This window comes from Mycolicibacterium sp. lyk4-40-TYG-92 (genome assembly GCF_030209435.1).
In the GTDB taxonomy this organism is placed as follows: domain Bacteria; phylum Actinomycetota; class Actinomycetes; order Mycobacteriales; family Mycobacteriaceae; genus Mycobacterium.
Genome location: NZ_JARVRX010000020.1, coordinates 64,771 through 87,742, shown reverse-complemented (window position 1 = coordinate 87,742; position 22,972 = coordinate 64,771). Strand labels below are relative to the sequence as shown.

20 protein-coding genes are annotated in these 22,972 nt (G+C 69.3%); 17 read left to right on the top strand and 3 right to left on the bottom strand.

The features are described from left to right. The first annotated feature begins 11 nt into the window (after nucleotides 1-11). The 7 genes from QRN63_RS24925 to QRN63_RS24895 all read left to right on the top strand — a co-directional run bounded on the left by QRN63_RS24925 (nucleotide 12) and on the right by QRN63_RS24895 (nucleotide 10,534). On the top strand, nucleotides 12-3,311 hold the full coding sequence (locus tag QRN63_RS24925; protein WP_285033631.1) for a transglutaminase family protein: 3,300 nt from the start codon (nucleotides 12-14) through the stop codon (nucleotides 3,309-3,311). After that, complete coding sequence (locus tag QRN63_RS24920) at nucleotides 3,311-5,995, top strand: circularly permuted type 2 ATP-grasp protein (RefSeq protein ID WP_267317254.1); 2,685 nt, start codon at nucleotides 3,311-3,313, stop codon at nucleotides 5,993-5,995. Before QRN63_RS24925 ends, QRN63_RS24920 begins: the two co-directional genes overlap by 1 nt. Next, a complete protein-coding gene (locus QRN63_RS24915; protein ID WP_267317255.1) occupies nucleotides 5,992-6,888 on the top strand; it encodes a transglutaminase family protein in 897 nt (298 codons plus the stop codon). The genes QRN63_RS24920 and QRN63_RS24915 overlap by 4 nt, the downstream gene beginning before the upstream one ends. Next, nucleotides 6,881-7,930, top strand: coding sequence for a zinc-binding metallopeptidase family protein (locus tag QRN63_RS24910; RefSeq protein ID WP_267317256.1), 1,050 nt, complete (start codon nucleotides 6,881-6,883; stop codon nucleotides 7,928-7,930). The genes QRN63_RS24915 and QRN63_RS24910 overlap by 8 nt, the downstream gene beginning before the upstream one ends. 33 nt (nucleotides 7,931-7,963) lie before the next feature. Continuing rightward, nucleotides 7,964-8,272, top strand: a complete 309-nt coding sequence (locus tag QRN63_RS24905) for a DUF4333 domain-containing protein (RefSeq protein WP_244872566.1) — start codon at nucleotides 7,964-7,966, stop codon at nucleotides 8,270-8,272. Between the two features lie 68 nt (nucleotides 8,273-8,340). Beyond that, on the top strand, nucleotides 8,341-9,177 hold the full coding sequence (locus QRN63_RS24900; protein ID WP_285033630.1) for a DUF3097 domain-containing protein: 837 nt from the start codon (nucleotides 8,341-8,343) through the stop codon (nucleotides 9,175-9,177). A gap of 34 nt (nucleotides 9,178-9,211) precedes the next feature. Continuing rightward, entirely contained in the window at nucleotides 9,212-10,534 is a 1,323-nt protein-coding gene (locus tag QRN63_RS24895; protein WP_267317258.1) for a replication-associated recombination protein A, read from the top strand. On the opposite strand, the gene QRN63_RS24890 is transcribed toward QRN63_RS24895, so the two are convergent. After that, the gene (locus QRN63_RS24890) at nucleotides 10,531-11,148 is read right to left on the bottom strand and encodes a hypothetical protein (RefSeq protein WP_285033629.1); all 618 of its coding nucleotides are present in this window, start codon (nucleotides 11,146-11,148) and stop codon (nucleotides 10,531-10,533) included. The two genes, QRN63_RS24895 and QRN63_RS24890, sit on opposite strands and share 4 nt — an antisense overlap. Before the next feature lie 163 nt (nucleotides 11,149-11,311). On the opposite strand from QRN63_RS24890, the gene alaS reads away from it, so the two are divergent. The 9 genes from alaS (at nucleotide 11,312) to aroB (ending at nucleotide 20,733) form a co-directional block, all read left to right on the top strand. Further along, on the top strand, nucleotides 11,312-13,999 hold the full coding sequence (alaS, locus tag QRN63_RS24885) for an alanine--tRNA ligase (protein WP_267317260.1): 2,688 nt from the start codon (nucleotides 11,312-11,314) through the stop codon (nucleotides 13,997-13,999). Nucleotides 14,000-14,001: 2 nt separating this feature from the next. After that, nucleotides 14,002-14,511, top strand: a complete 510-nt coding sequence (gene ruvX / locus QRN63_RS24880) for a Holliday junction resolvase RuvX (protein ID WP_267317261.1) — start codon at nucleotides 14,002-14,004, stop codon at nucleotides 14,509-14,511. A 14-nt stretch (nucleotides 14,512-14,525) separates the two neighbouring features. Then, complete coding sequence (locus QRN63_RS24875) at nucleotides 14,526-15,800, top strand: endolytic transglycosylase MltG (protein ID WP_267317986.1); 1,275 nt, start codon at nucleotides 14,526-14,528, stop codon at nucleotides 15,798-15,800. Beyond that, complete coding sequence (locus QRN63_RS24870; protein ID WP_285033628.1) at nucleotides 15,797-16,573, top strand: shikimate dehydrogenase; 777 nt, start codon at nucleotides 15,797-15,799, stop codon at nucleotides 16,571-16,573. Before QRN63_RS24875 ends, QRN63_RS24870 begins: the two co-directional genes overlap by 4 nt. Nucleotides 16,574-16,840: 267 nt before the next feature. Then, nucleotides 16,841-17,281 (top strand): prepilin peptidase, encoded by a 441-nt coding sequence (locus tag QRN63_RS24865; RefSeq protein WP_285033627.1) that lies wholly within the window; start codon nucleotides 16,841-16,843, stop codon nucleotides 17,279-17,281. 2 nt (nucleotides 17,282-17,283) lie between these two features. Next, on the top strand, nucleotides 17,284-17,778 hold the full coding sequence (locus QRN63_RS24860; protein ID WP_285033626.1) for a GNAT family N-acetyltransferase: 495 nt from the start codon (nucleotides 17,284-17,286) through the stop codon (nucleotides 17,776-17,778). A 42-nt stretch (nucleotides 17,779-17,820) separates the two neighbouring features. After that, nucleotides 17,821-19,017 carry a chorismate synthase gene (gene aroC / locus QRN63_RS24855; protein WP_267317265.1) on the top strand — a complete coding sequence of 399 codons (1,197 nt, stop codon included), beginning with the start codon at nucleotides 17,821-17,823 and terminating at the stop codon, nucleotides 19,015-19,017. A 4-nt stretch (nucleotides 19,018-19,021) separates the two neighbouring features. Further along, nucleotides 19,022-19,657 carry a shikimate kinase gene (locus tag QRN63_RS24850; RefSeq protein WP_267317266.1) on the top strand — a complete coding sequence of 212 codons (636 nt, stop codon included), beginning with the start codon at nucleotides 19,022-19,024 and terminating at the stop codon, nucleotides 19,655-19,657. Continuing rightward, nucleotides 19,654-20,733, top strand: coding sequence for a 3-dehydroquinate synthase (aroB, locus tag QRN63_RS24845; protein WP_285033625.1), 1,080 nt, complete (start codon nucleotides 19,654-19,656; stop codon nucleotides 20,731-20,733). Before QRN63_RS24850 ends, aroB begins: the two co-directional genes overlap by 4 nt. 7 nt (nucleotides 20,734-20,740) lie before the next feature. Here aroB and QRN63_RS24840 read toward each other — a convergent pair whose 3' ends face one another. After that, nucleotides 20,741-21,106: a hypothetical protein gene (locus tag QRN63_RS24840; protein WP_285033624.1), complete on the bottom strand. Its 366-nt coding sequence runs from the start codon at nucleotides 21,104-21,106 to the stop codon at nucleotides 20,741-20,743. Nucleotides 21,107-21,250: 144 nt separating this feature from the next. Beyond that, nucleotides 21,251-21,823 carry a B-4DMT family transporter gene (locus QRN63_RS24835; protein WP_267317269.1) on the bottom strand — a complete coding sequence of 191 codons (573 nt, stop codon included), beginning with the start codon at nucleotides 21,821-21,823 and terminating at the stop codon, nucleotides 21,251-21,253. Between the two features lie 33 nt (nucleotides 21,824-21,856). Between QRN63_RS24835 and QRN63_RS24830 the strand changes: the two genes are divergently transcribed. After that, on the top strand, nucleotides 21,857-22,960 hold the full coding sequence (locus QRN63_RS24830) for a M24 family metallopeptidase (protein WP_267317270.1): 1,104 nt from the start codon (nucleotides 21,857-21,859) through the stop codon (nucleotides 22,958-22,960). Nucleotides 22,961-22,972: the final 12 nt, after the last annotated feature.

Sequence of the window (22,972 nt, the reverse complement as noted above, 5' to 3'; positions counted from 1 at the left end):
GATCGACCGTTATGGCAATCAAGGTGGCGCTGGAGCATCGCACCAGCTACACATTCGACCGGCTGGTCAAGGTGTACCCGCACGTGGTGCGGCTGCGCCCGGCGCCGCACTCGCGCACGCCGATCGAGGCCTACTCGTTGCAGGTCGAACCCGCCGACCACTTCATCAACTGGCAACAGGACGCCTTCGGTAACTTCGTGGGGCGCTTGGTCTTTCCGAACCGCGCCACCCGCCTGAGCATCACCGTCGGACTGATCGCCGACCTCAAGGTCATCAACCCGTTCGACTTCTTCATCGAGGAATGGGCCGAAACGGTCCCGTTCGCCTACCCGGACAACCTGCTCGAGGACCTCAAGCCCTACCTGCGTCCCGTCGACGATGCCGACGATCTGACGGCGGCCTGGGTCGGAAACTTCGACGTGGTGCCCGGCACCGGCACCATCGACTTCCTGGTGGCGCTGAACCGGGCGGTCAATGCCGACGTCGGCTACAGCGTCCGCCTCGAAGCCGGGGTCCAGACACCGGATTTCACCCTGCGCACCGGCATCGGCTCGTGCCGGGACTCCGCGTGGCTCCTGGTCGCGATCCTGCGGAAGATGGGTTTCGCGGCCCGCTTCGTGTCCGGCTACCTCGTGCAACTGAGCGCCGACATCGAGGCGCTCGACGGGCCCTCGGGCCCCGCCGCCGACTTCACCGACCTGCACGCCTGGACCGAGGTGTACATCCCGGGCGCCGGCTGGGTCGGCCTCGACCCGACGTCGGGTCTGCTGGCGGGGGAGGGTCACATCCCGCTGTCGGCCACGCCGCACCCCGAATCGGCTGCCCCGATCACCGGTGCCGTCGAACCCTGCGAATCCACCCTCGACTTCGTCAACGTGGTGACGCGGGTGCACGAAGACCCGCGCGTCACCCTGCCGTACACCGAGCGGGCGTGGGAGTCGATCCGGGCCCTCGGCGCCGTCATCGATGAGCGGATGGACGAGCGTGACGTGCGCCTGACGGTCGGCGGCGAACCCACCTTCGTCTCGATCGACAACCAGACGGACGAGGAATGGACCACGGCCGCCGACGGACCGCACAAGCGCACACTCGCCTCCGCGCTCACCGCCCAGCTGAAGGCCGCCTGGGCCCCGGACGGTCTGGTACAGCGCAGCCAGGGCAAGTGGTATCCGGGAGAGCCGTTGCCGCGCTGGCAGATCGGCCTGATGTGGCGCACCGACGGGACACCGCTGTGGTCCGATGCGGCGCTGCTGGCCGACCCGTGGGCCGGTGAATCCCATGCGGTCGCACCGGATGTGGCGCGCCGGTTGCTCACCGAGATCGCCGCCGGGCTCGGGTTGCCGGACAGTCAGGTCCGTCCGGCGTACGAGGATGCCCTCGCGCGGTTGGCCGATGCCGTCCGCCGGCCGGACGGTGAACCGGTCACCGACGATCTGGCCGACGACGGCGCCGCACGGCGGAAAGCCCTGGTGGACAAGCTCGATGCCGCGGTCACCGAACCCGCGGCCCACGTCCTGCCGCTGCACCGCAGCGACGACGACACCGGGTGGGTCTCGGCCGACTGGCGCCTGCGCCGCGGGCGGCTGGTGCTCACGGGCGGCGATTCGCCGGCAGGCCTGCGGTTGCCGCTGAACTCGATCAGCTGGCAGCCGCCACGGCCGGTTCCCGACGCCGACCCGCTGGCGCCCGGCCGTGCCGCCGGCCCCACGACACCGGCGACCGTCGTCAGCGCCGACGGCGCACCCCCCACCGCCCTGGTGGCCGAGGTACGCGACGGGCTGCTGTACGTATTCCTGCCGCCCACAGCGGCATTCGACGATTTCGCCGATCTGGTCGCGCGGATCGAGAAAGCCGCGGCGAATCTCGGCGTCCCCGTCGTGATCGAGGGCTACGGACCGCCGCCGGACCCCAGGCTGCAGCAGATGACCGTCACACCCGACCCGGGCGTCATCGAGGTCAACGTGGCGCCCACGGGCGGCTTCGCCGAGCAGGCCGCACAACTGGAGACCCTGTACGAGGCGGCCCGGCAGGCGCGACTCGGGACGGAGTCCTTCGACGTCGACGGCACCCACGGCGGCACGGGCGGTGGCAACCACATCACCCTCGGTGGCGTCACGCCCGCCGATTCACCGCTGCTGCGCCGGCCCGACCTGCTGGTGTCGATGCTGACGTACTGGCAACGGCATCCGGCGCTGTCGTACCTGTTCTCGGGCCGGTTCATCGGGACGACGTCGCAGGCCCCGCGCGTCGACGAGGGGCGCCTCGAGGCGCTGTACGAACTGGAGATCGCGTTCGCGGAGATCGACCGCATCACTGGACGTGGCGCTCAGGCTGATGGTCGCTCCGCAAGCGTCGCTCCGTGGGCCATCGACCGCGCACTGCGCCACCTCCTGACCGACATCACCGGGAACACGCACCGCGCCGAGTTCTGCATCGACAAGCTCTACAACCCCGACAGTGCCCGCGGCCGGCTCGGCCTGCTCGAACTGCGCGGCTTCGAGATGCCGCCACATTTCCAGATGGCGATGGTGCAGTCGCTGCTGGTGCGATCGCTGGTCGCCTGGTTCTGGGACGAACCGCTGCGCGCCCCGCTGATCCGGCACGGCGAGAACCTGCACGGCCGATACCTGTTGCCGCACTTCATTATCCAAGACATCGCCGAGGTGGCCGCCGACCTGCGGGCGCATGGCATCGCGTTCGACACCAGCTGGCTGGACCCGTTCACCGAGTTCCGCTTTCCGCGGATCGGCAGCGTGATCCTCGACGGCGCCGAACTGGAGCTGCGCGGCGCCATCGAGCCGTGGAACACCCTGGGCGAGGAATCGACCGGCACCGGCACCGCGCGCTACGTCGACTCCTCGGTGGAACGGCTGCAGGTCCGGTTGATCGGCGCCGACCGGAACCGGTACTTCGTCACGGTCAATGGCCATCCCATCCCGCTGCTCGCCACCGATTCGCCCGACGTCCAGGTCGGCGGCGTCCGGTACCGGGCCTGGCAACCGCCGAGCGCGCTGCACCCCACCATCACCGTCGACGGGCCGCTGCAGTTCGAACTGGTGGACGGCTTCACCGGATTCTCCAAAGGCGGCTGTACCTACCACGTCTCGCACCCCGGCGGCCGCGCCTACGACACCCCGCCCGTCAACGCCGTCGAGGCCGAGTCGCGGCGGGGCCGCCGTTTCGAGGCCATCGGATTCACCCCGGGCACCGTCGACCTGGCCGATCTCCGGGAGAAGCGGGCCCGTCAATCCACCGATGGCGGTGCGTCGGGCATCCTCGATCTGCGCCGGGTGCGTACCGTTCTGCGGTAATGGTTCTCCGTACACACAGATCCCCAGAGCTGGCCGAGGAGGCGGCGCCCATCGGCGACCCACTGGCCGGTTACCGGGCCGACCGCGCACAGGAGCCGTTGTTCGACGTCCGGGATGAGGCCGGCGCCGGTTACGACGAACTGGTCGATGAGTCGGGCGCGATCCGGCCGGCCTGGCAGGAGCTGACCGACTGCGTCCGCGACCGTGGTCGGGCCGGACTGGACCAGCTGCGTGGCGTCGTCCGCGAACTCGTCGACAACGACGGCATCAGCTATGTACAGGTCGGCCGCGACGGCGAAGCCGTCACCGATGTCGACGGCACGCCCGTGGTGGACACCTGGCAGCTCGACGCCCTGCCCCTGGTGTTGTCCGCGGCGGACTGGCGCACCCTGGAATCCGGACTGGTGCAACGGTCCCGGCTGCTCGACGCGGTGCTCACCGACTTGTACGGCGCCCGCCGCGCCATCACCTCCGGAGTGCTGCCGCCGGAATTGCTGTACGCCCACCCCGGCTACGTCCGGGCCGCCCGCGGTATCACCGTGCCGGGCCGCCACCAGCTGTTCCTGCACGGCTGCGACGTCAGCCGCCACCGCGACGGCGGCTTCGTCGTGAACGGGGACTGGACGCAGGCACCCTCGGGCGCCGGGTACGCGCTCGCCGACCGGCGCGTCGTCGCGCACGCCGTGCCCGAGCTGTACGAGAAGGTGGCGCCGCGTCCGGCGTCGCCCTGGGCGCAGGCGCTGCGGCTGGCGCTGATCGACGCGGCGCCCGAAGCCGCGCGGGAACCGGTCGTCGTCGTACTGAGCCCCGGCAGTCATTCCGAGACCGCCTTCGACCAGGCCTACCTGGCCGGCGTACTGGGTTTCCCATTGGTGGAGAGCGCCGACCTCGTGGTGCGCGACGGCAATCTCTGGATGCGCTCGCTCGGCACCCTCAAGCGCGTCGACGTCGTACTCCGCCGCGTCGACGCCGAGTATGCCGATCCCCTGGATCTGCGTCCGGACTCCCGGCTGGGCGTGGTCGGACTCGTCGAGGTGCTGCGCCGCGGGGCGGTGACAGTGGTGAACACGCTGGGCAGCGGCATCCTCGAAAGCCCGGGCATCACGCGGTTCCTGCCGGAGCTGGCGGAGCTGCTCACCGGGGAGAGCCCGGAACTGCCGAGTGCCCGATGTTTCTGGGGCGGCATCGAGGCCGAGCGCTCGCATCTGTTGAGCAGACTGTCCACCTTGTTGATCAGGCCGGTGACCGGCGGGCCGGCGATCGTCGGCCCGGCCCTGTCCGCCGCCAAACAGGCCGACCTGGCGGCCCGGATCAGCGCCGCCCCGTGGCAATGGATGGGCCAGGAACTGCCCGAGTTCTCCACGGCCCCGATGGACCTGCTGCCGAGCGGACTGTCCGCCGGCAGCGTCGGGATGCGACTGTTCACCGTCGCCCAGCGTGGGGGTTACGCGCCGATGATCGGCGGGCTGGGTTACGTGCTGGCGCGGGGGCACGCCGCCTACGGCATGGAAACCGTTGCGGCCAAGGATGTCTGGGTGCGGACCCCGGACCGGGCCACGGTCGTGCAGGCGCAGCCGGTCGAGCTGCCGGCCATGACGGCGAGCCCGACCCGCGCGGTGAGCTCGCCGCGTGTGCTCTCGGACCTGTTCTGGCTGGGCCGGTACGCCGAACGCGCCGAGTTCACGGCGCGGCTGCTCACCGTCACTCGCGAGCGCTACCACGAATTCCGCTACCGGCGGGACCTCGGCGGCAGCGACTGCGTGCCGGTACTGCTGACCGCGCTGGGCCAGATCACCGGCACCGACACCGGCGCCGACGGTGACTACGCCGAACAGCTGGCCATCACGCCGACCACGTTGTGGGCGCTCACCGCCGACCGGCACCGACCGGGTTCGCTGGCGCAATCCGTCGAACGGCTGGGCCTGGCCGCGCGCGCGGTCCGCGACCAGATGTCGAACGACACCTGGATGGTGCTGGCCGCCGTCGAACGCGCGGTGCTGCAACCGTCCGACCGGGCGCGGCACCGCCAGGGCACGACGCTGTCGCCGCCGGATTCGAAGACCAAGGGGGAGGCGTACCTGTCCACCGCGCCCAGCCAGACCCTGGCCGGGATGCTGGCCCTTTCGGGCGTGGCGGCCGAATCCATGGTCCGCGATGTGGGCTGGACGATGATGGACATCGGCAAGCGCATCGAGCGCGGTCTCGGCTTGACCGCGCTGCTGCGGGCCACCCTCACCACGGCGCACAGCGCCGAGACCGAGCGGACCGTCAGCGAGTCCGTCCTCGTGGTGTGTGAATCTGCGGTGATGTACCGCAGGCGCATGCTGGGACAGGTGAGCGTCGCAGCGATCGCCGACCTGGTGTTGTTCGACGAGGAGAATCCGCGGTCACTGGCCTTCCAGTTCGAACGCCTGCGCGCCGACCTGCGGGCACTGCCGTCCTCGACTGGGTCGACCCGCCCGGAACGGTTGATCGACGAGATCGCCGCCCGTCTGCGACGCCAGGACCCGGCCGACCTGGAGCACGTCACCGAGGCGGGGCGGCGCGCCGAACTCGCCGAGTTGCTCGACGGTATGCACACCGATCTGCGGGAGTTGTCCGAGCTGATCCGGGCCGCGCACCTGGCCCTCCCGAGTGGCATGCAGCCGCTGTGGGGTCCCGACGAACGGCGGCAGATGCCATGACGCGTGAGTACCAGATCACTCATCGCACCCGATATCGCTACTCCGACATCGTCACCAGCTCGTACGGTCGCGGATTCCTCACCCCGCGCGACAGCGCCCAGCAGCGCTGCCAGTCGTACCGGCTGAACATCGATCCCGAACCGGCCGACCGCTCCACGAGCCGCGACGCCTACGGCAATGTCAGCTCGTATTTCCATGTGACACAACCACATCGCGAACTCATCGTGACCGGGCGAAGCATCGTCGAGGTCGACCCGCCGCCCGCCGAGTGGTACGCGGCGGGCGCCGCTGTGGCGCCATGGGAGCAGTCCCGGCCATCCGGTCCCGACGGTGCGCTGGCCACCGAATTCGTCCTGGATCTGCAGTCCGCAGAGATCACCGACGAGGTGCGGGATTACGCCGCGCCGAGTTTCGTGCCCGGCCGCCCGCTGATCGAGGTGCTGCGCGAGCTGAACTCGCGCATCTTCGCCGACTTCACCTACCGGTCCGGGTCGACGACGGTGTCCACCCGGGTCGCGGAGGTGCTGGCCGCCCGCGAAGGGGTGTGCCAGGATTTCGCGCGCCTGGCCATCGCGTGCCTGCGCGCGAACGGTCTTGCCGCCAGCTATGTCTCGGGATACCTGGCCACCGACCCGCCGCCGGGCAAGGAACGTATGGTGGGTGTCGACGCCACCCACGCGTGGGCGTCGGTGTGGACGCCGCAGAACCAGTGGCTGGGGCTGGACCCGACCAACGACCAGCTGGTCGACGAACGCTACATCGTGGTCGGGTTCGGGCGGGACTACGCCGATGTCCCGCCGCTGCGCGGCATCATCTACACCGACTCCGACAGCAGCATCATCGACGTCTCAGTGGACGTCGCACCAATTGCGGGAGGACAACTGCGTGCGTGACTTCAACTGCCCCAACTGCGGCCAGCGTCTGGCCTTCGAGAACTCGCTGTGCCTGGGCTGCGGGAGCGCGCTCGGCTTCTCCCTGGAGGACATGGCACTGCTGGTGATCGCGCCACCGGACGCCAACGGCGACAGCGACCATGCCGGTGCCGTGGCTTCGACCGACTACCAGCTGTGCGCGAATCTGCATTCGGCGCAATGCAATTGGTTGGTCCGGATCGAGCCGGTGCGGCGACTGTGCCCATCGTGCACCTTGACCAGGACCCGTCCCGCCGATGATGACACCAAGGCGATGGCGGCGTTCGCCATCGCCGAGCAGGCCAAGCGCCGGCTGATCGTCGAACTGTCGGAGCTCGGCCTGCCGATCATCGGGCGCGACAGCGACCCGGCGCAGGGACTGGCCTTCGACCTGCTGTCCAGTGAGCGGCACCCCGTCGTCACCGGCCATCAGGACGGCATCATCACGCTGGACCTCGCCGAGGGCGACGACGTGCACCGCGAACAGCTGCGCATCGCCATGGCCGAGCCGTACCGAACGCTGCTGGGCCACTTCCGCCACGAGATCGGGCACTACTACTTCTACCGGCTGGTGCAGCCGTCGCCGGATGCCGTCGCGCAGTTCACCGAATTGTTCGGCGATCCCGACACCGACTACCAGGCGGCGCTGGACCGGCACTACCGCGACGGTGCGCCCCCCGGGTGGGAAGAGCAGTACGTGTCTTCCTACGCCACGATGCACCCGGCCGAGGACTGGGCCGAGACGTTCGCGCACTATCTGCACATCCGGGACGCCCTCGACACCGCGGCGGCCTTCGGTTTCGCGCCCGCGGGTGCCACCTTCGAGCGGCGGGTGCTGGGCCCCAGCGGATTTGACACCCTCATCGAGCTCTGGCTGCCCCTGGCGTGGGCGTTGAACATGGTCAACCGGTCGATGGGCAAAGAGGATCTGTACCCGTTCGTGCTGCCGGCGGCGGTGCTGGACAAGATGCGGTTCATCCATACGGCGGTGGACGAGGCCGTCGGCTCCCGCGCGGCGCGTTGACGCGGCGCACGGCGATAGAGCACGATCGCGCCCATGATGCGCGTACGGGTGGGGGCAGCGGTGCTACTGGGTCTGGTGGCCCTCGCGCCGGCTGGGTGTAGTTCGAAGACCACGGTCAAGGCCGATGACGCCGCCAAGCAGGTGGTCAAGCTCGTGTCGGATCAGAACAAGTTCACCCCCACCGACGTGAAGTGCCCGTCCGACGTGGAAGCCACCAAGGGCGCCCAGTTCGACTGTCACTTCACCGGGCCGCGCAAGGTCCAGTACGTCGCGCACATGAAGATCGTGAAGGTCGACGGTGAGCGCATCACCTGTGACATCAAGGTCGAGAAGGCCCCGTAACCGGTCTGTGACGAAAACGCGGGTGGCGCAACCGGATCTGGCCCGCAATCGTTCCTAGGATCGGTGCCGTGAGCGACCGATACGGATCCGATGTACTGGCCCGCAACCCGAACGCCAGGAAGCGATCGACCGAGCAGCCCGCCGAGAAGGGGCTCGTGGTCGAGTGCGCCACCACCGGCTTCGTGGGCGCCGTCATCTCGGTCGAGTACGGCCGGATGGTCCTCGAGGACTTCGACGGCTACCGCAAGCCGTTCCCCATCGGCCCGGGCTACCTGGTCGACGGGAACCCCGTCATCCTCACCGCGCCCAAGCGCACCGCACCGGCCGCTCCCACCCGCACGGCGTCGGGTTCGGTTGCCGTGCAAGGACATCGGGCTCGCACCGCGCTGGCCAGCCGCATCTATGTGGAGGGCCGCCACGACGCCGAGCTGGTCGAGCAGGTGTGGGGACATGATCTGCGGGTCGAGGGCGTGGTCGTCGAGTACCTCGGCGGTGTCGATGATCTGGCCGCCATCGTGCGGGAGTTCCAGCCGGGACCGGGCCGCCGGCTCGGCGTCCTCGTCGACCACCTGGTGGCGGGTTCGAAGGAGGCGCGCATCGCCGAGCAGGTGCGGCGTGGCCCCGGCGGCGAGCACACGCTGGTGGTGGGCCACCCGTTCATCGACATCTGGGAGGCCGTCAAGCCCGCCCGCATCGGGCGCGAGGCGTGGCCGGTCATTCCGCGCGGCATCGAGTGGAAGCACGGTGTCTGCGATGCGCTGGGCTGGCCGCACGCCGACCAGGCCGACATCGCCCACGCGTGGCAGCGCATCCGCGGCCGCGTGCGCGACTGGAACGACCTCGAACCCGCACTCATCGGACGGGTCGAGGAACTGATCGACTTCGTCACCGCACCTGCCGACTGAACCGCCGGTCGGTGCGGCGTGGTAAGCCTGAACCGTGTCTGATGGGCTGTTCGACGTAGGAGGCGATGCCGAGCCGGCATCCGGCTCCGTCGTGCAGGCGCCGTTGGCCGTACGGATGCGGCCGGCCGGCCTTGACGAGGTCGTCGGCCAGGATCACCTGCTCAAGCCGGGCTCGCCGCTGCGCCGCCTGGTCGAGGGCTCGGGCGCGGCAAGCGTCATCCTCTACGGGCCGCCCGGCACCGGCAAGACCACGCTGGCATCGCTGATCTCCGGGGCCACCGGCCGCCGGTTCGAGGCGCTGTCGGCGCTGTCGGCCGGCGTCAAGGACGTGCGCGCGGTGATCGACGAGGCCCGGCGGAGCGCCATCCACGGCCGCCAGACGGTGCTGTTCATCGACGAGGTGCACCGCTTCTCCAAGACCCAGCAGGACGCCCTGCTCGCCGCGGTGGAGAACCGGGTGGTGCTGCTGGTCGCGGCGACCACGGAGAATCCGTCGTTCTCGGTGGTGGCGCCGCTGCTGTCGCGGTCGCTGATCCTGCAGCTGCAACCGCTGACGGCCGACGCCGTGCGGACCGTCGTGCAGCGGGCGATCACCGATCCCCGCGGCCTGGGCGGTGCCGTCGAGGTCGACGACGACGCCGTCGCGCTGCTCGTGACGCTGTCGGCGGGAGATGCCCGACGGGCACTGACGGCGCTGGAGGTCGCGGCCGAAGCCGGGGAACGCGTGACCGTCGACGTGATCGAGCAGTCCCTCGACAAGGCGGCCGTGCGCTACGACCGCGACGGTGACCAGCACTACGACGTCGTCAGCGCGTTCATCAAATCGGTGCGCGGCTCCGACGTCGACGCCGCGCTGCACTACCTGGCGCGGATGCTGACCGCGGGGGAGGACCCGCGGTTCATCGCGCGCCGGCTGATGATCCTGGCCAGCGAGGACATCGGCATCGCCGACCCGACCGCGCTGCCGACGGCGGTGGCCGCCGCGCAGACCGTACAGCTCATCGGGCTACCGGAAGCCCAGCTGACGCTGGCCCACGCGACGGTGCACCTGGCGACGGCGCCGAAATCCAACGCGGTAACCGTCGCTCTCGGCGCGGCGATGGCCGACATCAAGGCCGGCAAGGCCGGCATGGTGCCCGCGCATCTGCGGGACGGGCACTACGCCGGTGCTGCCGCGCTCGGGCACGCCCAGGGCTACAAGTACGCGCACGACCACCCGGGTGGTGTTGCGGCGCAACAGTATCCGCCCGATGAGCTGGTCGGGGTCGACTACTACCGGCCCACCGCGTACGGGGCGGAACGCGAGATCGGCGGCCGGCTGGAGAAGCTGCGCGCCATCATCCGGCGCAAGCGCTAGACCAGTTCGGGCACCCGCAGGTGGGCGATGGCGAGATCGAACGCGCAGTCGTCGATCTCCGTCGCCCCGGCGGCCTGCACCGACTCGACCTTCAGCGCGGTGGCCTGCGGCCAGTAGTCCGCCATCAGTTCGCGGGTACGGAACGACGCCGACGACACTGCCCGGCCCGAGCCGCGATCGACCAGCAGGCTGGCGCTGCAGAACCCGGGCAGGTGCTCGATCTGCCGCAGTACGGTGTCGCGGTAGTAGTCGATGCCGGCCTCCATGAGATCCGGCGGCACGGTGAGCCAGGTGGCCCGCACGCACGCGCCGTTGCCGCGTTCGCGGTGCAGGACGGCGATCTCCCACTCCTCGACCAGCGGGGCGCCGCCGCCGAACCGTTCGGCGGCCAGATTGCGGAGCCTGCGGCCCTCGCCGGCGCTGTAACGCAGGGCGTCCTCGGACTCCCACGCGCTGGTGGCGATGCACCGGCCGGAATCCCGGTCGACCATCAGGGACAGGCCGACGGAACCGGGAAGTTCCTGCAGCACCGGCATGACGTCGTCGCGGATGTAGGCGATGCCGGCATCGATCTGGTCAGGGCGCGCCATCATCGTGGTAGAACGTGCGAACACGGTCCACCCCCTCTTTGTTCAGGGCGGCGCTCCGGCGGCGCCACCGGATAGACCCAACTGTCCTCCGCGGCGCCGCGACGCACAATGGTTCTAGGGCCGGGCCAAAAACCGCACCCGGTACTGTTATGCGGGCAACTACCCGGTCGATGAAGGACAACAGCACGTGCAGACACACGAGATCAGGAAACGATTCCTCGATCATTTCGTGAAAGCGGGCCACACCGAGGTGCCGAGTGCATCGGTGATCCTGGACGATCCGAACCTGTTGTTCGTCAACGCCGGCATGGTGCAGTTCGTGCCTTACTTCCTGGGCGACCGCACGCCGCCGTACGACAAGGCGACCAGCGTCCAGAAGTGCATCCGTACGCCGGACATCGACGAGGTCGGAATCACCACCCGGCACAACACCTTCTTCCAGATGGCCGGCAACTTCTCGTTCGGCGACTACTTCAAGCGCGGCGCCATCGCGCTCGCCTGGGATCTGCTGACCAACCCGGTATCCGAGGGGGGCTACGGCTTCGACCCCGAAAAGCTCTGGGCCACCGTCTATCTCGATGACGACGAGGCCATCGGGCTCTGGGAGGAGATCGCCGGCCTGCCGCCGGAGCGCATCCAGCGCCGTGGCAAGGCCGACAACTACTGGTCCATGGGCATCCCCGGCCCCTGCGGCCCGTGTTCGGAGATCTACTACGACCGCGGCCCCGAGTACGGCATCGACGGTGGCCCAGAGGCCAACGAGGACCGCTACATCGAGATCTGGAACCTCGTGTTCATGGAGAACGAGCGGGGCGAGGGCACCAGCAAGACCGACTTCGAAATCCTGGGCCCGCTGCCGCGTCAGAACATCGACACCGGCATGGGTGTCGAGCGCATCGCCTGCCTGCTGCAGGGCGTCGACAACGTCTACGAGACCGACCTGGTCCGTCCCGTCATCGACATGGTGGCCTCGGTTGCGCCCCGCCACTACGGCGCCGGCAACCACGCGGACGACGTGCGCTACCGCGTCATCGCCGACCACAGCCGCACCGCCGCGATCATCATCGGCGACGGCGTCACCCCCGGTAACGAAGGCCGCGGCTACGTGCTGCGCCGCCTGCTGCGCCGCATCATCCGGGCCGCCAAGCTGCTCGGCGTCGAGCAGCCGATCATGTCCGACCTGATGGCCACCGTGCGCGACACGATGGGTCCGTCGTACCCGGAGCTGGTCACCGACTTCGAGCGCATCAACCGAATCGCGGTCGCCGAGGAGACCGCCTTCAACCGCACGCTCGCGTCGGGATCGCGGCTGTTCGAGGACGCCGCGGCGGCCACCAAGGCCGCGGGCAAGACCGTCGTCTCCGGTAGTGACGCCTTCACGCTGCACGACACCTACGGTTTCCCGGTCGAGCTGACGCTGGAGATGGCGGCCGAAGCCGGCCTGTCCGTCGACGAAGAGGGTTTCCGCGGCCTGATGGCTGAGCAGCGCGCCCGCGCCAAGGCCGACGCCGCTGCCCGCAAGCACGCGCATGCCGACCTGTCCGCCTACCGCGACCTCGTCGACGCCGGCCCGACCGAGTTCACCGGTTTCGACGAATTGACTTCCGAGGCAAGGATTCTCGGCATCTTCGTGGACGGCAAGCGGGTGCCGGTGGTGACGCACGGTTCCGAAGATGCGGAGCGCGTAGAGCTCGTGCTGGACCGGACGCCGCTGTACGCCGAGTCGGGCGGCCAGATCGCCGACACCGGTTCCATCACGGGCACCGGCTCGTCGGCCACCGCCAAGGCCGCGGTCACCGACGTGCAGAAGATCGCCAAATCGCTGTGGGTGCACACCGTCAACGTCGAGTCCGGTGAGTTCGTCGAGGGCGACACCGTGACCGCCGCCGTCGACCCGACCTGGCGCCGCGGTGCCACGCAGGGCCACTCGGGTACGCACATGGTGCACGCCGCGCTGCGACAGGTGTTGGGCCCCAATGCCGTTCAGGCCGGTTCGCTGAACCGCCCGGGCTACCTGCGGTTCGACTTCAACTACCAGGGCGCGCTCAGCGACGAGCAGCGCACCCAGGTCGAGGAAGTGACCAACGAGGCCGTGCAGGCCGACTTCGAGGTGCACACCTTCAATGAGAAGCTGGAGAAGGCCAAGGCGATGGGCGCCATGGCGATGTTCGGCGAGTCCTACCCGGACGAGGTCCGCGTCGTCGAGATCGGCGGGCCGTTCTCTCTGGAACTGTGCGGTGGTACCCACGTCGAGCGCTCGGCGCAGATCGGCCCGGTGACCATCCTCGGCGAGTCGTCGGTGGGTTCGGGTGTGCGCCGTGTCGAGGCCTACGTCGGGCTCGAGTCGTTCCGGCACCTGGCCAAGGAACGCGCGCTGATGGCGGGCCTGGCCGCGTCGCTGAAGGTGCCCTCGGAAGAGGTGCCCGCACGCGTGGCCACCCTGGTCGACAAGCTCAAGGCCGCCGAGAAGGAACTCGACAAGGTCCGGCTGGCGGGTGCCAAGGCCGCTGCCGCCAACGCCGCGGCCGGCGCCGAGGTCATCGGCAAGGTGCGCGTCGTCGCGCAGCGCATGGCCGGCGGGTTCTCCGGCGGTGATCTGCGCACCCTGGTCGGCGACATCAAGGGCAAGCTCGGCTCGGAGCCGGCGGTGATCGCACTGATCGCCGACTCGGGTGAGTCGGTGCCGTACGTGGTGGCCGTCAACGCCGCCGCGCAGGACCTCGGGTTCAAGGCCAACGAACTGGTGCAGCAGCTGGGCACCGCGGTCGGCGGCCGTGGTGGTGGAAAGGCCGATCTGGCACAGGGTTCCGGTAAGGGGGCAGCGGGTATCGACGCGGGTCTGGCCGCGCTACGCGCTGAACTGGGCCGGAGCTAGCTTTGGCCGATACCGACCGTATGCCTGACCGCCCCGGGGCCGATGACCCCGGCCGCGGTCGTCGGCTCGGCATCGACGTCGGTACGGTGCGGATAGGTGTCGCCGTGTGCGACCCCGACGGCATCCTGGCGACGCCGCTGGAGACGGTGCGTCGCGACAAGACGGACAAACACCTGGGCCGGCTGGCGAAGCTGGCCGGTGAGCAGGAGGCGGTCGAGATCGTCGTCGGGTTGCCGCGCACACTGAAGGACCGGGCGAGCAGCTCGGCGCGGGACGCGATCGAGGTGGCTGACGCCCTGGCGGTTCGGGTGGCCCCGACTCCGGTTCGGATGGCCGACGAACGGCTGACGACGGTCACCGCGCAGCGCTCGCTGCGGGAGGCCGGAGTGCGTGCGAAGGGGCAACGTCAGATGATCGATCAGGTGGCCGCCGTCGGCATCCTGCAGAACTGGCTCGACATGCGCCGCACGGTGCTGGCCGCCCGCGCGCGGGCCGAGGAGGCCGACCTGTGACCCCGGCCGAGGACATGCGCCCCGACGCCCCGGGCGACGACGACGAGTGGGGCAGCAGCACCCGCATCAAGCCCGAATCGGTGGGCCGTCCGCGCCGCGGCATGAGCCGGGCCGAACGGGTGCGCGCCGAGCGCAACCGCAAGCGCCGGCGTCGCCGCAGCGTGGCGGCGCTGACGGTGTTCATCGTCGTCGTCGTCAGCGCGGTGTTCCTGGGTTCGCGCCTGTGGCACGGCATCTTCGGCTCGGGCAACGACTACTCGGGTGACGGCAACAACGACCTGGTCATCGAGGTCCATCAGGGCGACTCGACCACCGCCATCGGACAGAACCTGCACGACCACGGCGTCGTGGCGAACGTGAAGACGTTCGTACAGGCCGCCGAGGGCAACAAGGCGATGACCGAGATTCAGCCGGGCTTCTACAAGCTGCGGACCGAGATCTCGGCGGCCAACGCGGTGACCCGGTTGACCGAGAAGAACAACCGGGTGGGCCGGCTGGTGATCCCCGAGGGCCGCCAGCTCGACGACACCAGCGACGTCAAGACCAACAAGATCAACCAGGGCATCTTCAGCCTGATCTCGGCCGCCACCTGCGTCGACCTGGACGGCAAGCGCAAGTGCGTGTCCGCCGACGATCTGAAGAAGGCCGCCGGTGCCGCCGACGTCACGACGCTGCTGGTGCCGAGCTGGGCGGCGGGACCGGTGAAGGCGCTGGGCACCGACCACCGCAGACTCGAGGGCCTCATCGCACCGGGCACGTGGAACGTCGACCCGGCCGGCACGCCGGAATCGATTCTGGCGAGCCTGATCAGCTCGAGCGGTCACCAGTACGAAAAGGGCGGCCTGCTCGACGCCGGCGCGGCCGCCAACCTGAACCCGTACCAGATCCTGATCGTGGCATCGCTGGTCCAGCGCGAGTCCAACCCACAGGACTTCGCCAAGGTCGCCCGCGTCATCTACAACCGGCTGGCGACCCCTGATCACCGCCGGCTGCAGTTCGACTCGACGGTGAACTACCCGCTGGACCGCCAGGAGGTGGCCACCACCGACGCCGACCGCGAGCAGCCGACACCGTGGAACACCTATGCACGCGAAGGCCTTCCGGTCACGCCGATCTGTTCGCCCGGCCAGCCCGCCGTCGTCGCGGCGCAGGACCCGGCGCCGGGGGACTGGCTGTACTTCGTGACCATCGACCTGCAGGGCACGACGGTCTTCACCCGCGACTACCAGCAGCACCTCGCCAGCATCGAGCTCGCCAAACGCAACGGCGTGCTCGACAGTGCCCGATGAGGGCCGCCGTCCTCGGCTCGCCCATCGCGCATTCGCGGTCACCGCAACTGCACCTGGCGGCCTACCGGGAGCTCGGGTTGACCGACTGGACCTACGACCGCATCGAGTGCACCGAGGCGCAATTACCCGGTCTGGTCGGTGGTTTCGGGCCGGAATGGGTCGGTGTCTCGGTCACCATGCCCGGCAAGTTCGCGGCACTGCGCTTCGCGACCGAACGCACCGCGCGCGCTGAGCTCGTCGGCTCGGCCAACACGCTGGTGCGCGTGGACGGCGGCTGGCGCGCCGACAACACCGATGTCGACGGGGTTGTCGGAGCGTTGGGTGAGGTGTCGGGCGCCGCGGCCGTGCTGGGCTCCGGTGGCACGGCGCCTGCGGCGGTGGTGGCGTTGGCAGAGCTCGGCGTGCCGGACCTCGCGATCGTCGCCCGCAATGCGGAGAAGGCGGCGGCGCTGGTGGACCTCGGGCATCGGCTGGGTATGGCAGCCCGCTGGGTGGCGCTGGGCGAACCACTGAAATCCCTTGGCGTGGTGGTCAATACGCTGCCCGCCGCGGTGGCCGGCGAGTTCTCCGGCACAGTGGCCGGCACGGCCGTGCTGCTCGACGCCATCTACGACCCGTGGCCGACGCCGCTGGCCGCCGCGGTTGCCGCGGCCGGTGGCCGCGTGGTCAGCGGCCTGCAGATGCTGCTGAACCAGGCCTACGCCCAGGTGGAGCAATTCACCGGGATGCCGGCGCCGCGCGAGGCGATGGCCGCGGCGCTCGCTGCTTCCTGAGAATTAGCGCCGCAGGCACTAGATTTGTGTCGAGGGTGCGTACAGATCGCCAGATCCGCGGTCGAGACGCACTCGGTGCACGTTCGTGTGTGCGCATATGCTGGGCACTTGACAAGCAAATGCCTTGTGGGCGTTGATCCTGCGCTGGCGGTCACAATGTTCGAGTAGCGAAGACCCTGAGCTCAGGCTCAACGCACTGTCGCGGGGCACGGCACCACCAGAAGATTTGTGTCGGGACGCCCCGCGCAACTCACCTAGCCTCGAAAGATGGGGGTGGGCAAGGTTTTTTGGTGCGGGGCTGTTGGCGTTTGGCTGGTTGCGCTGTGTGTCTACGACCTCCGGGAACGACGCCTGCCGAACCGGCTGACGCTGCCCGGTGCCGCGGTCATTCTGCTGGCGGCTGTCGTTCTCGGCCGGGGCCTCGCCGCGCTGGCCGGGGCGACCGCGCTGGGTGCGCTCTACCTCTTGATCCATCTGGTGAGCCCGAAGGCGATGGGCGGCGGTGACGTCAAACTCGCCCTCGGGCTGGGTGCGCTCACCGGGATGTTCGGCGCCGATATCTGGGTGCTCGCGGCAATCGGGGCACCGCTGTTGACTGCCGTGTATGCCGTGGTCGTCCTACTGCGGCGCCGCGGCCGGACCGTGCCGCACGGCCCGTCGATGTGCCTGGCGAGCGCCGCGGCCGTCGCGCTCGGTACCTTTGCCTGACGATGACCACCCGTGCCGCCACCACCGCTGACCTGCCCGCCATCGCCGCGATCTACGCGCACTACGTGATCAATAGCGTCGCGTCGTTCGAGCTGGCGCCGCCGGCTGCCGACGAATGGCAGGCGCGGTTCGCCAAGGTAGCGGCGGCCGGCCTGCCGTTTCTGGTGGTTGAACGTGCGGGCAGGGTCGCGGGGTACGCATACTGCCTGCCCTGGCATTCCCGGCCGGCCTATCAGGGCACGGTGGAGGACTCGATCTATCTGGCGCCGTGGGCCACCGGACAGGGGGCCGGGTCCGAGCTGCTCGATGCGCTGCTGGACGCTGCCCGCGCCGCCGGCGTGCGCGAGGTGATCGCGGTGATCGCCGACAGCGGCGACCCGTCGTCCGTCGCGCTGCACAAGAAGCTGGGTTTCGACGAGGCCGGACGGCTGCGCCAGGTCGGCCACAAGCATGGCCGCGACATCGACACCGTGCTGCTGCAATGCAGCCTGCGCTGACGGATTTCAGCCGGTAAAGGCCCTCATGGGACAATGGGACACGTGTTGCGATGGACCACAGCAGGTGAATCTCACGGCCGCGCCCTGGTGGCCATGCTCGAAGGCATGGTGGCCGGTCTTTCGGTGACCTCGGACGACATCGCCACGCAGTTGCAGCGGCGTCGTCTCGGCTACGGCCGCGGTGCCCGGATGAAGTTCGAAAAGGACGAAGTGACGCTGCTCGGCGGCGTTCGGCACGGCCAGACGCTGGGTGGCCCGATCGCCATCCAGATCGGTAACACCGAGTGGCCCAAGTGGGAAACCGTCATGGCCTCCGACCCGGTCGACCCGGAGGCGCTGGCCAACACCGCGCGCAACGAACCGCTGACCCGCCCCCGGCCCGGGCACGCCGACTACGCCGGCATGCTCAAGTACGGCTTCGACGACGCCCGCCCGGTGCTCGAGCGCGCCAGCGCCCGCGAGACCGCGGCCCGCGTCGCGGCCGGCACCGTCGCCCGCGCGTTCCTGAAGCAGGCCCTCGGCGTCGAGGTTGTCTCGCACGTCATCGCCATCGGCGCATCGAAGCCCTACGACGGCCCGGTCCCGCAGCCCGAGGATCTGGAGGCCATCGACAACAGCCCGGTGCGTGCGTTCGACAAGGCCGCAGAAGAATCGATGATCGCCGAGATCGAGGCCGCCAAGAAGGACGGCGACACCCTCGGCGGTGTCGTCGAAGTGGTGGTCAGCGGGCTGCCCGTCGGCCTCGGCTCGTTCATCAGCGGCGACAACCGGCTGGACAGCCAGCTGGCCGCCGCCGTCATGGGCATTCAGGCCATCAAGGGCGTCGAGATCGGTGACGGTTTCGAGACCGCGCGTCGTCGCGGCAGCGTCGCACACGACGAGATCTACCCCGGTGCCGACGGCATCACCCGCTCCACCAACCGCGCCGGCGGTCTGGAAGGCGGCATGACCAACGGCCAGCCGCTGCGCGTGCGCGCCGCGATGAAGCCGATCTCGACCGTGCCGCGTGCGCTGGCGACCGTCGACATGGCCACCGGCGAAGAGGCTGTCGCCATCCACCAGCGTTCCGATGTGTGCGCGGTGCCGGCAGCCGGTGTGGTCGTCGAGGCCATGGTGGCGCTGGTGCTGGCCCGGGCCGCGCTGGACAAGTTCGGCGGCGACTCGCTGCCCGAGACCCGCGCCAACGTCGAGAACTACCTGCGTGCGGTGCATGAGCGCGAACCGCAGATGTCCGGATAACTCGATGGTGCCCAAGGCTGTACTGGTCGGCATGCCCGGTTCGGGCAAGTCGACGATCGGTCGACGGTTGGCGAAGGCGCTGCAGGTGCCGATGCTCGACACCGACGCCAAGATCGTCGAGACGACCGGTCGCAGCATCGCCGACATCTTCGCCGAAGGCGAACCGGTGTTCCGCAAGATCGAGGCCGACGTGATCCGCGCGGCGCTCGCCGAACACGACGGCGTCGTCTCGCTCGGCGGTGGCGCGGTGACCACCCCGGAGGTGCGCGAAGCGCTCGTCGGACACACCGTCGTCTATCTGGAGATCAGTGCGGCAGAAGGTGTTCGGCGTACCGCGGGCGGCGGACGTCCGTTGCTCGCCGGCGACGACCCGGGCGCCAAATACCGTGAGCTGATGGCGCAGCGCGTGCCGCTGTTCCGGCAGGTCGCCACGCTCCGCATCAACACCAACCGGCGCAATCCCGGTGCCGTGGTCCGCCACATCGTGCACCGGCTCGAGCAGTCGCGCTGCGACGAGCACTCCCGGCGCCGCCGCCGCTCGGCATGGCGCCGGTTGCCCACGGTCCTGAACCCCGGACCGACCACCGAGGCCCCGCCGAGCCCTGCGGCACTGGCGAAACGATTGAAAGGCTCGCAATGACTGAACCCGTCGTCGTTGAGGTTAACGTCGACCGGCCGTACCCGGTGATCATCGGGACCGGCCTGCTCGGCGATCTGGGCCGCGTCCTGCAGGGCCGGCACCGCGTCGCGATCCTGCACCAGCCGGTGCTCAACCAGACCGCGGAAGCGATCCGTGAGTACCTGGCGGACAAGGGAATCGACGCGCACCGCATCGAAATCCCGGACGCCGAGGCGGGCAAGGAACTGCCCGTCGTCGGCTTCATCTGGGAAGTGTTGGGGCGCATCGGGATCGACCGCAAGGACGCCATCGTCAGCCTCGGCGGCGGCGCGGCCACCGACGTCGCCGGGTTCGCCGCCGCCACCTGGCTGCGCGGTGTGGACATCGTGCACGTGCCCACGACGCTGCTCGGCATGGTCGACGCCGCCGTCGGCGGCAAGACCGGTATCAACACCGACGCCGGCAAGAACCTCGTCGGCGCCTTCCACCAGCCGCTGGCGGTGCTGGTCGACCTCGCGACGCTGGAATCGTTGCCGCGCAACGAGATCATCGCCGGCATGGCCGAGATCGTGAAGGCCGGCTTCATCGCAGACCCGGTGATCCTGGACCTGATCGAGGCCGATCCGGAGGCCGCGCTGGACCCCACCGGGACCGTGCTGCCCGAACTCATCCGCCGCGCCATCGCCGTCAAGGCCGAGGTGGTCGCCGCCGACGAGAAGGAATCGGCACTGCGCGAAATCCTCAACTACGGACACACTTTGGCGCACGCCATCGAGCGGCGCGAGCGCTACCAGTGGCGGCACGGCGCCGCCGTGTCGGTGGGCCTGGTGTTCGCCGCCGAGCTCGGCCGGCTCGCCGGACGTCTCGACGACGACACCGCTGACCGCCACCGCCGGGTGCTCACCGCGCTGGGCCTGCCGGTCAGTTACGACGCCGACGCCTTCGGCCAGCTGCTGGAGTCGATGGCGGGGGACAAGAAGACCCGTTCGGGCGTGCTGCGCTTCGTGGTGCTCGACGGCCTGGCCAAGCCGGGCCGTCTCGAAGGCCCGGACCCCTCGCTGCTGGCGGCCGCCTACTCGGTGGTGGCTAAGGACTGAGCTGCGCTCAGTAGGTGGGATTGAAGTAGTCGGTGCCGCCGACCGGGCATTCGACCTTGGCTTTCCACGTCGTGCCGGTCTGAATGCCCGGGAACCACAGGTTGTGGCTCTGGTTTGCCTGCAGCTGGAACGGCACCTTGTACACCGGCAGCGGCTTGACCGTCTGCCAGCCGAACCACGGCTCGGCCGAGTAGAAGCACAGGCCTTCGCTCCCCGCCGACGTGATGTGAACCGTGACGCCCGCGGCGTCACTCGTCGTCTCGAGCACAGACGCCGCCTGTGCGGTTCCGGTTCCGGGAAACAGCACAGCCGGGGCGGCCAGGGCGGCGGCTGCCGCGCCGAGTGCGGTGGTGACGGACTTCGTGCGATTCATGACGTGCTCCTCATTCAGGTTTGCGGCTCCCGTTGAGCCGCTCTCACTGGTTAGGAGCCGTCACACCGCCGAAGTCTTACAACTATTTCGGCAAAAAAATCGCGGCCAGTCCTGACGACTGGCCGCGATTCTCGTCTCCGAGTCTCAGGACTCGGGGTTGGTCTTGGGCGTGGTCTCGATGATCTCGGTTTCGCCTTCGGCACCATCGGCGGCGGGGACCGCGACGGAAACCGCGGCGAAGACGTCGGTGTCGGCGCGCTCGCCGTCCCCGGCGTGGTCGTGCTTCGGGGGCGGCGGGGCTTTGCGGTCGATCAGCCAACGGCCGAGCGACACACCGCAGACGCCGCCGACGAAGACGATCAGCGCGGTGAACGCGGCAAACGTGGTGACCTCGGCGGCCAGCGCGTCGACGTAGATGTTGTCGTAGAACTGGCCGATCAGCCACGAGAAGAAGCCGCTGACGACGCCGGCGAACAGGCCGCCGACCAGCCACGCCATCGCCAGGTCCTCGCGGCGGTCGGGGTCGGGCTGCGCCTTCGCGTCGCTCTGGCCATCGAGAACGCCCCAGGCAAAGGCGGCGATGATGTACAGCACGACGAGCGTCACACTGATGATCAGCGACTGTTTTTCCCAGGCTCCGATCATGGCGCCTTGCAGCAATCGGACGATCACCATCAACGCCGCAAAGACGATTCCGCGCAGCAACCACTTACTCATGAGCAGACAGCGTAGCGAGTAGCGTCACATATCGTGACAATTTCCCACCGGCGCCACATTCTGCGTCGCCACCTGGCGGCCGCCGGGTTGGATGCGATCCTGGTAACCGACCTGGTCAACGTGCGTTATCTGTCCGGATTCACCGGATCGAACGCGGCACTGCTGATTCCCAGTGAGCAGGACGGGGACGGGGAGACGTTTCTTCTCGCCACCGACGGGCGGTACCGCACGCAGGCCGCGCAGCAGTCCCCGGACGCGCAGATCGTCATCGAACGGGCGTGTGCGCCCGCACTGGTACGTGCGGCGGAGGCTGCCGGCATCAAGCGGCTGGGGTTCGAAAGCCATGTCATGACGGTCGACGCCCATGCGGCGCTGCAGCGCGTCAGCGGCGACATCGAACTGGTCCGGGCCCCCGGCACGGTCGAGGCGTTGCGCGAGGTCAAGGACGCCGGTGAGATCGCGATCCTGCGACTGGCCTGCGAGGCCGCCGATGCCGCGCTCAAAGACCTGATCGAATCGGGTGGGCTGCGGGCGGGCCGCACGGAGAAGGAGGTCGGCCGCGAGCTCGAGGCGCGGATGCTGGACCACGGCGCCGACGGCCCGTCGTTCGAGACCATCGTCGCGACCGGTGCCAACTCCGCGATACCGCACCACCGGCCGACCGATGCCGTGCTGGCGGCCGGTGATTTCGTCAAGATCGATTTCGGTGCGCTGGTCGAGGGTTACCACTCCGACATGACGCGCACCTTCGTACTGTCGCCGGTGGCGCAGTGGCAGCGCGACATCTACGACCTGGTCGCGACGTCCCAGCGGGCCGGCCGGGAAGCGCTGGTGGCGGGCACGACACTGGCGGCCGTGGACCGCGCATCACGGCAGGTCATCACCGATGCCGGGTACGGCGAGCAGTTCTCCCACGGGCTGGGGCACGGGGTCGGGTTGCAGATTCACGAAGCGCCGGGAATCAACTCCGCCGCCGCCGGTACACTGCTTGCTGGCTCTGTGGTCACCGTAGAGCCCGGTGTCTACCTGCCCGGCCGGGGCGGCGTCCGAATCGAGGACACGCTGGTCGTGGGCAGCGACAAGACACCCACACCCGAGTTACTTACCCGGTTCCCCAAGGAACTGGCCATCCTCTGATGACAGAGAGCT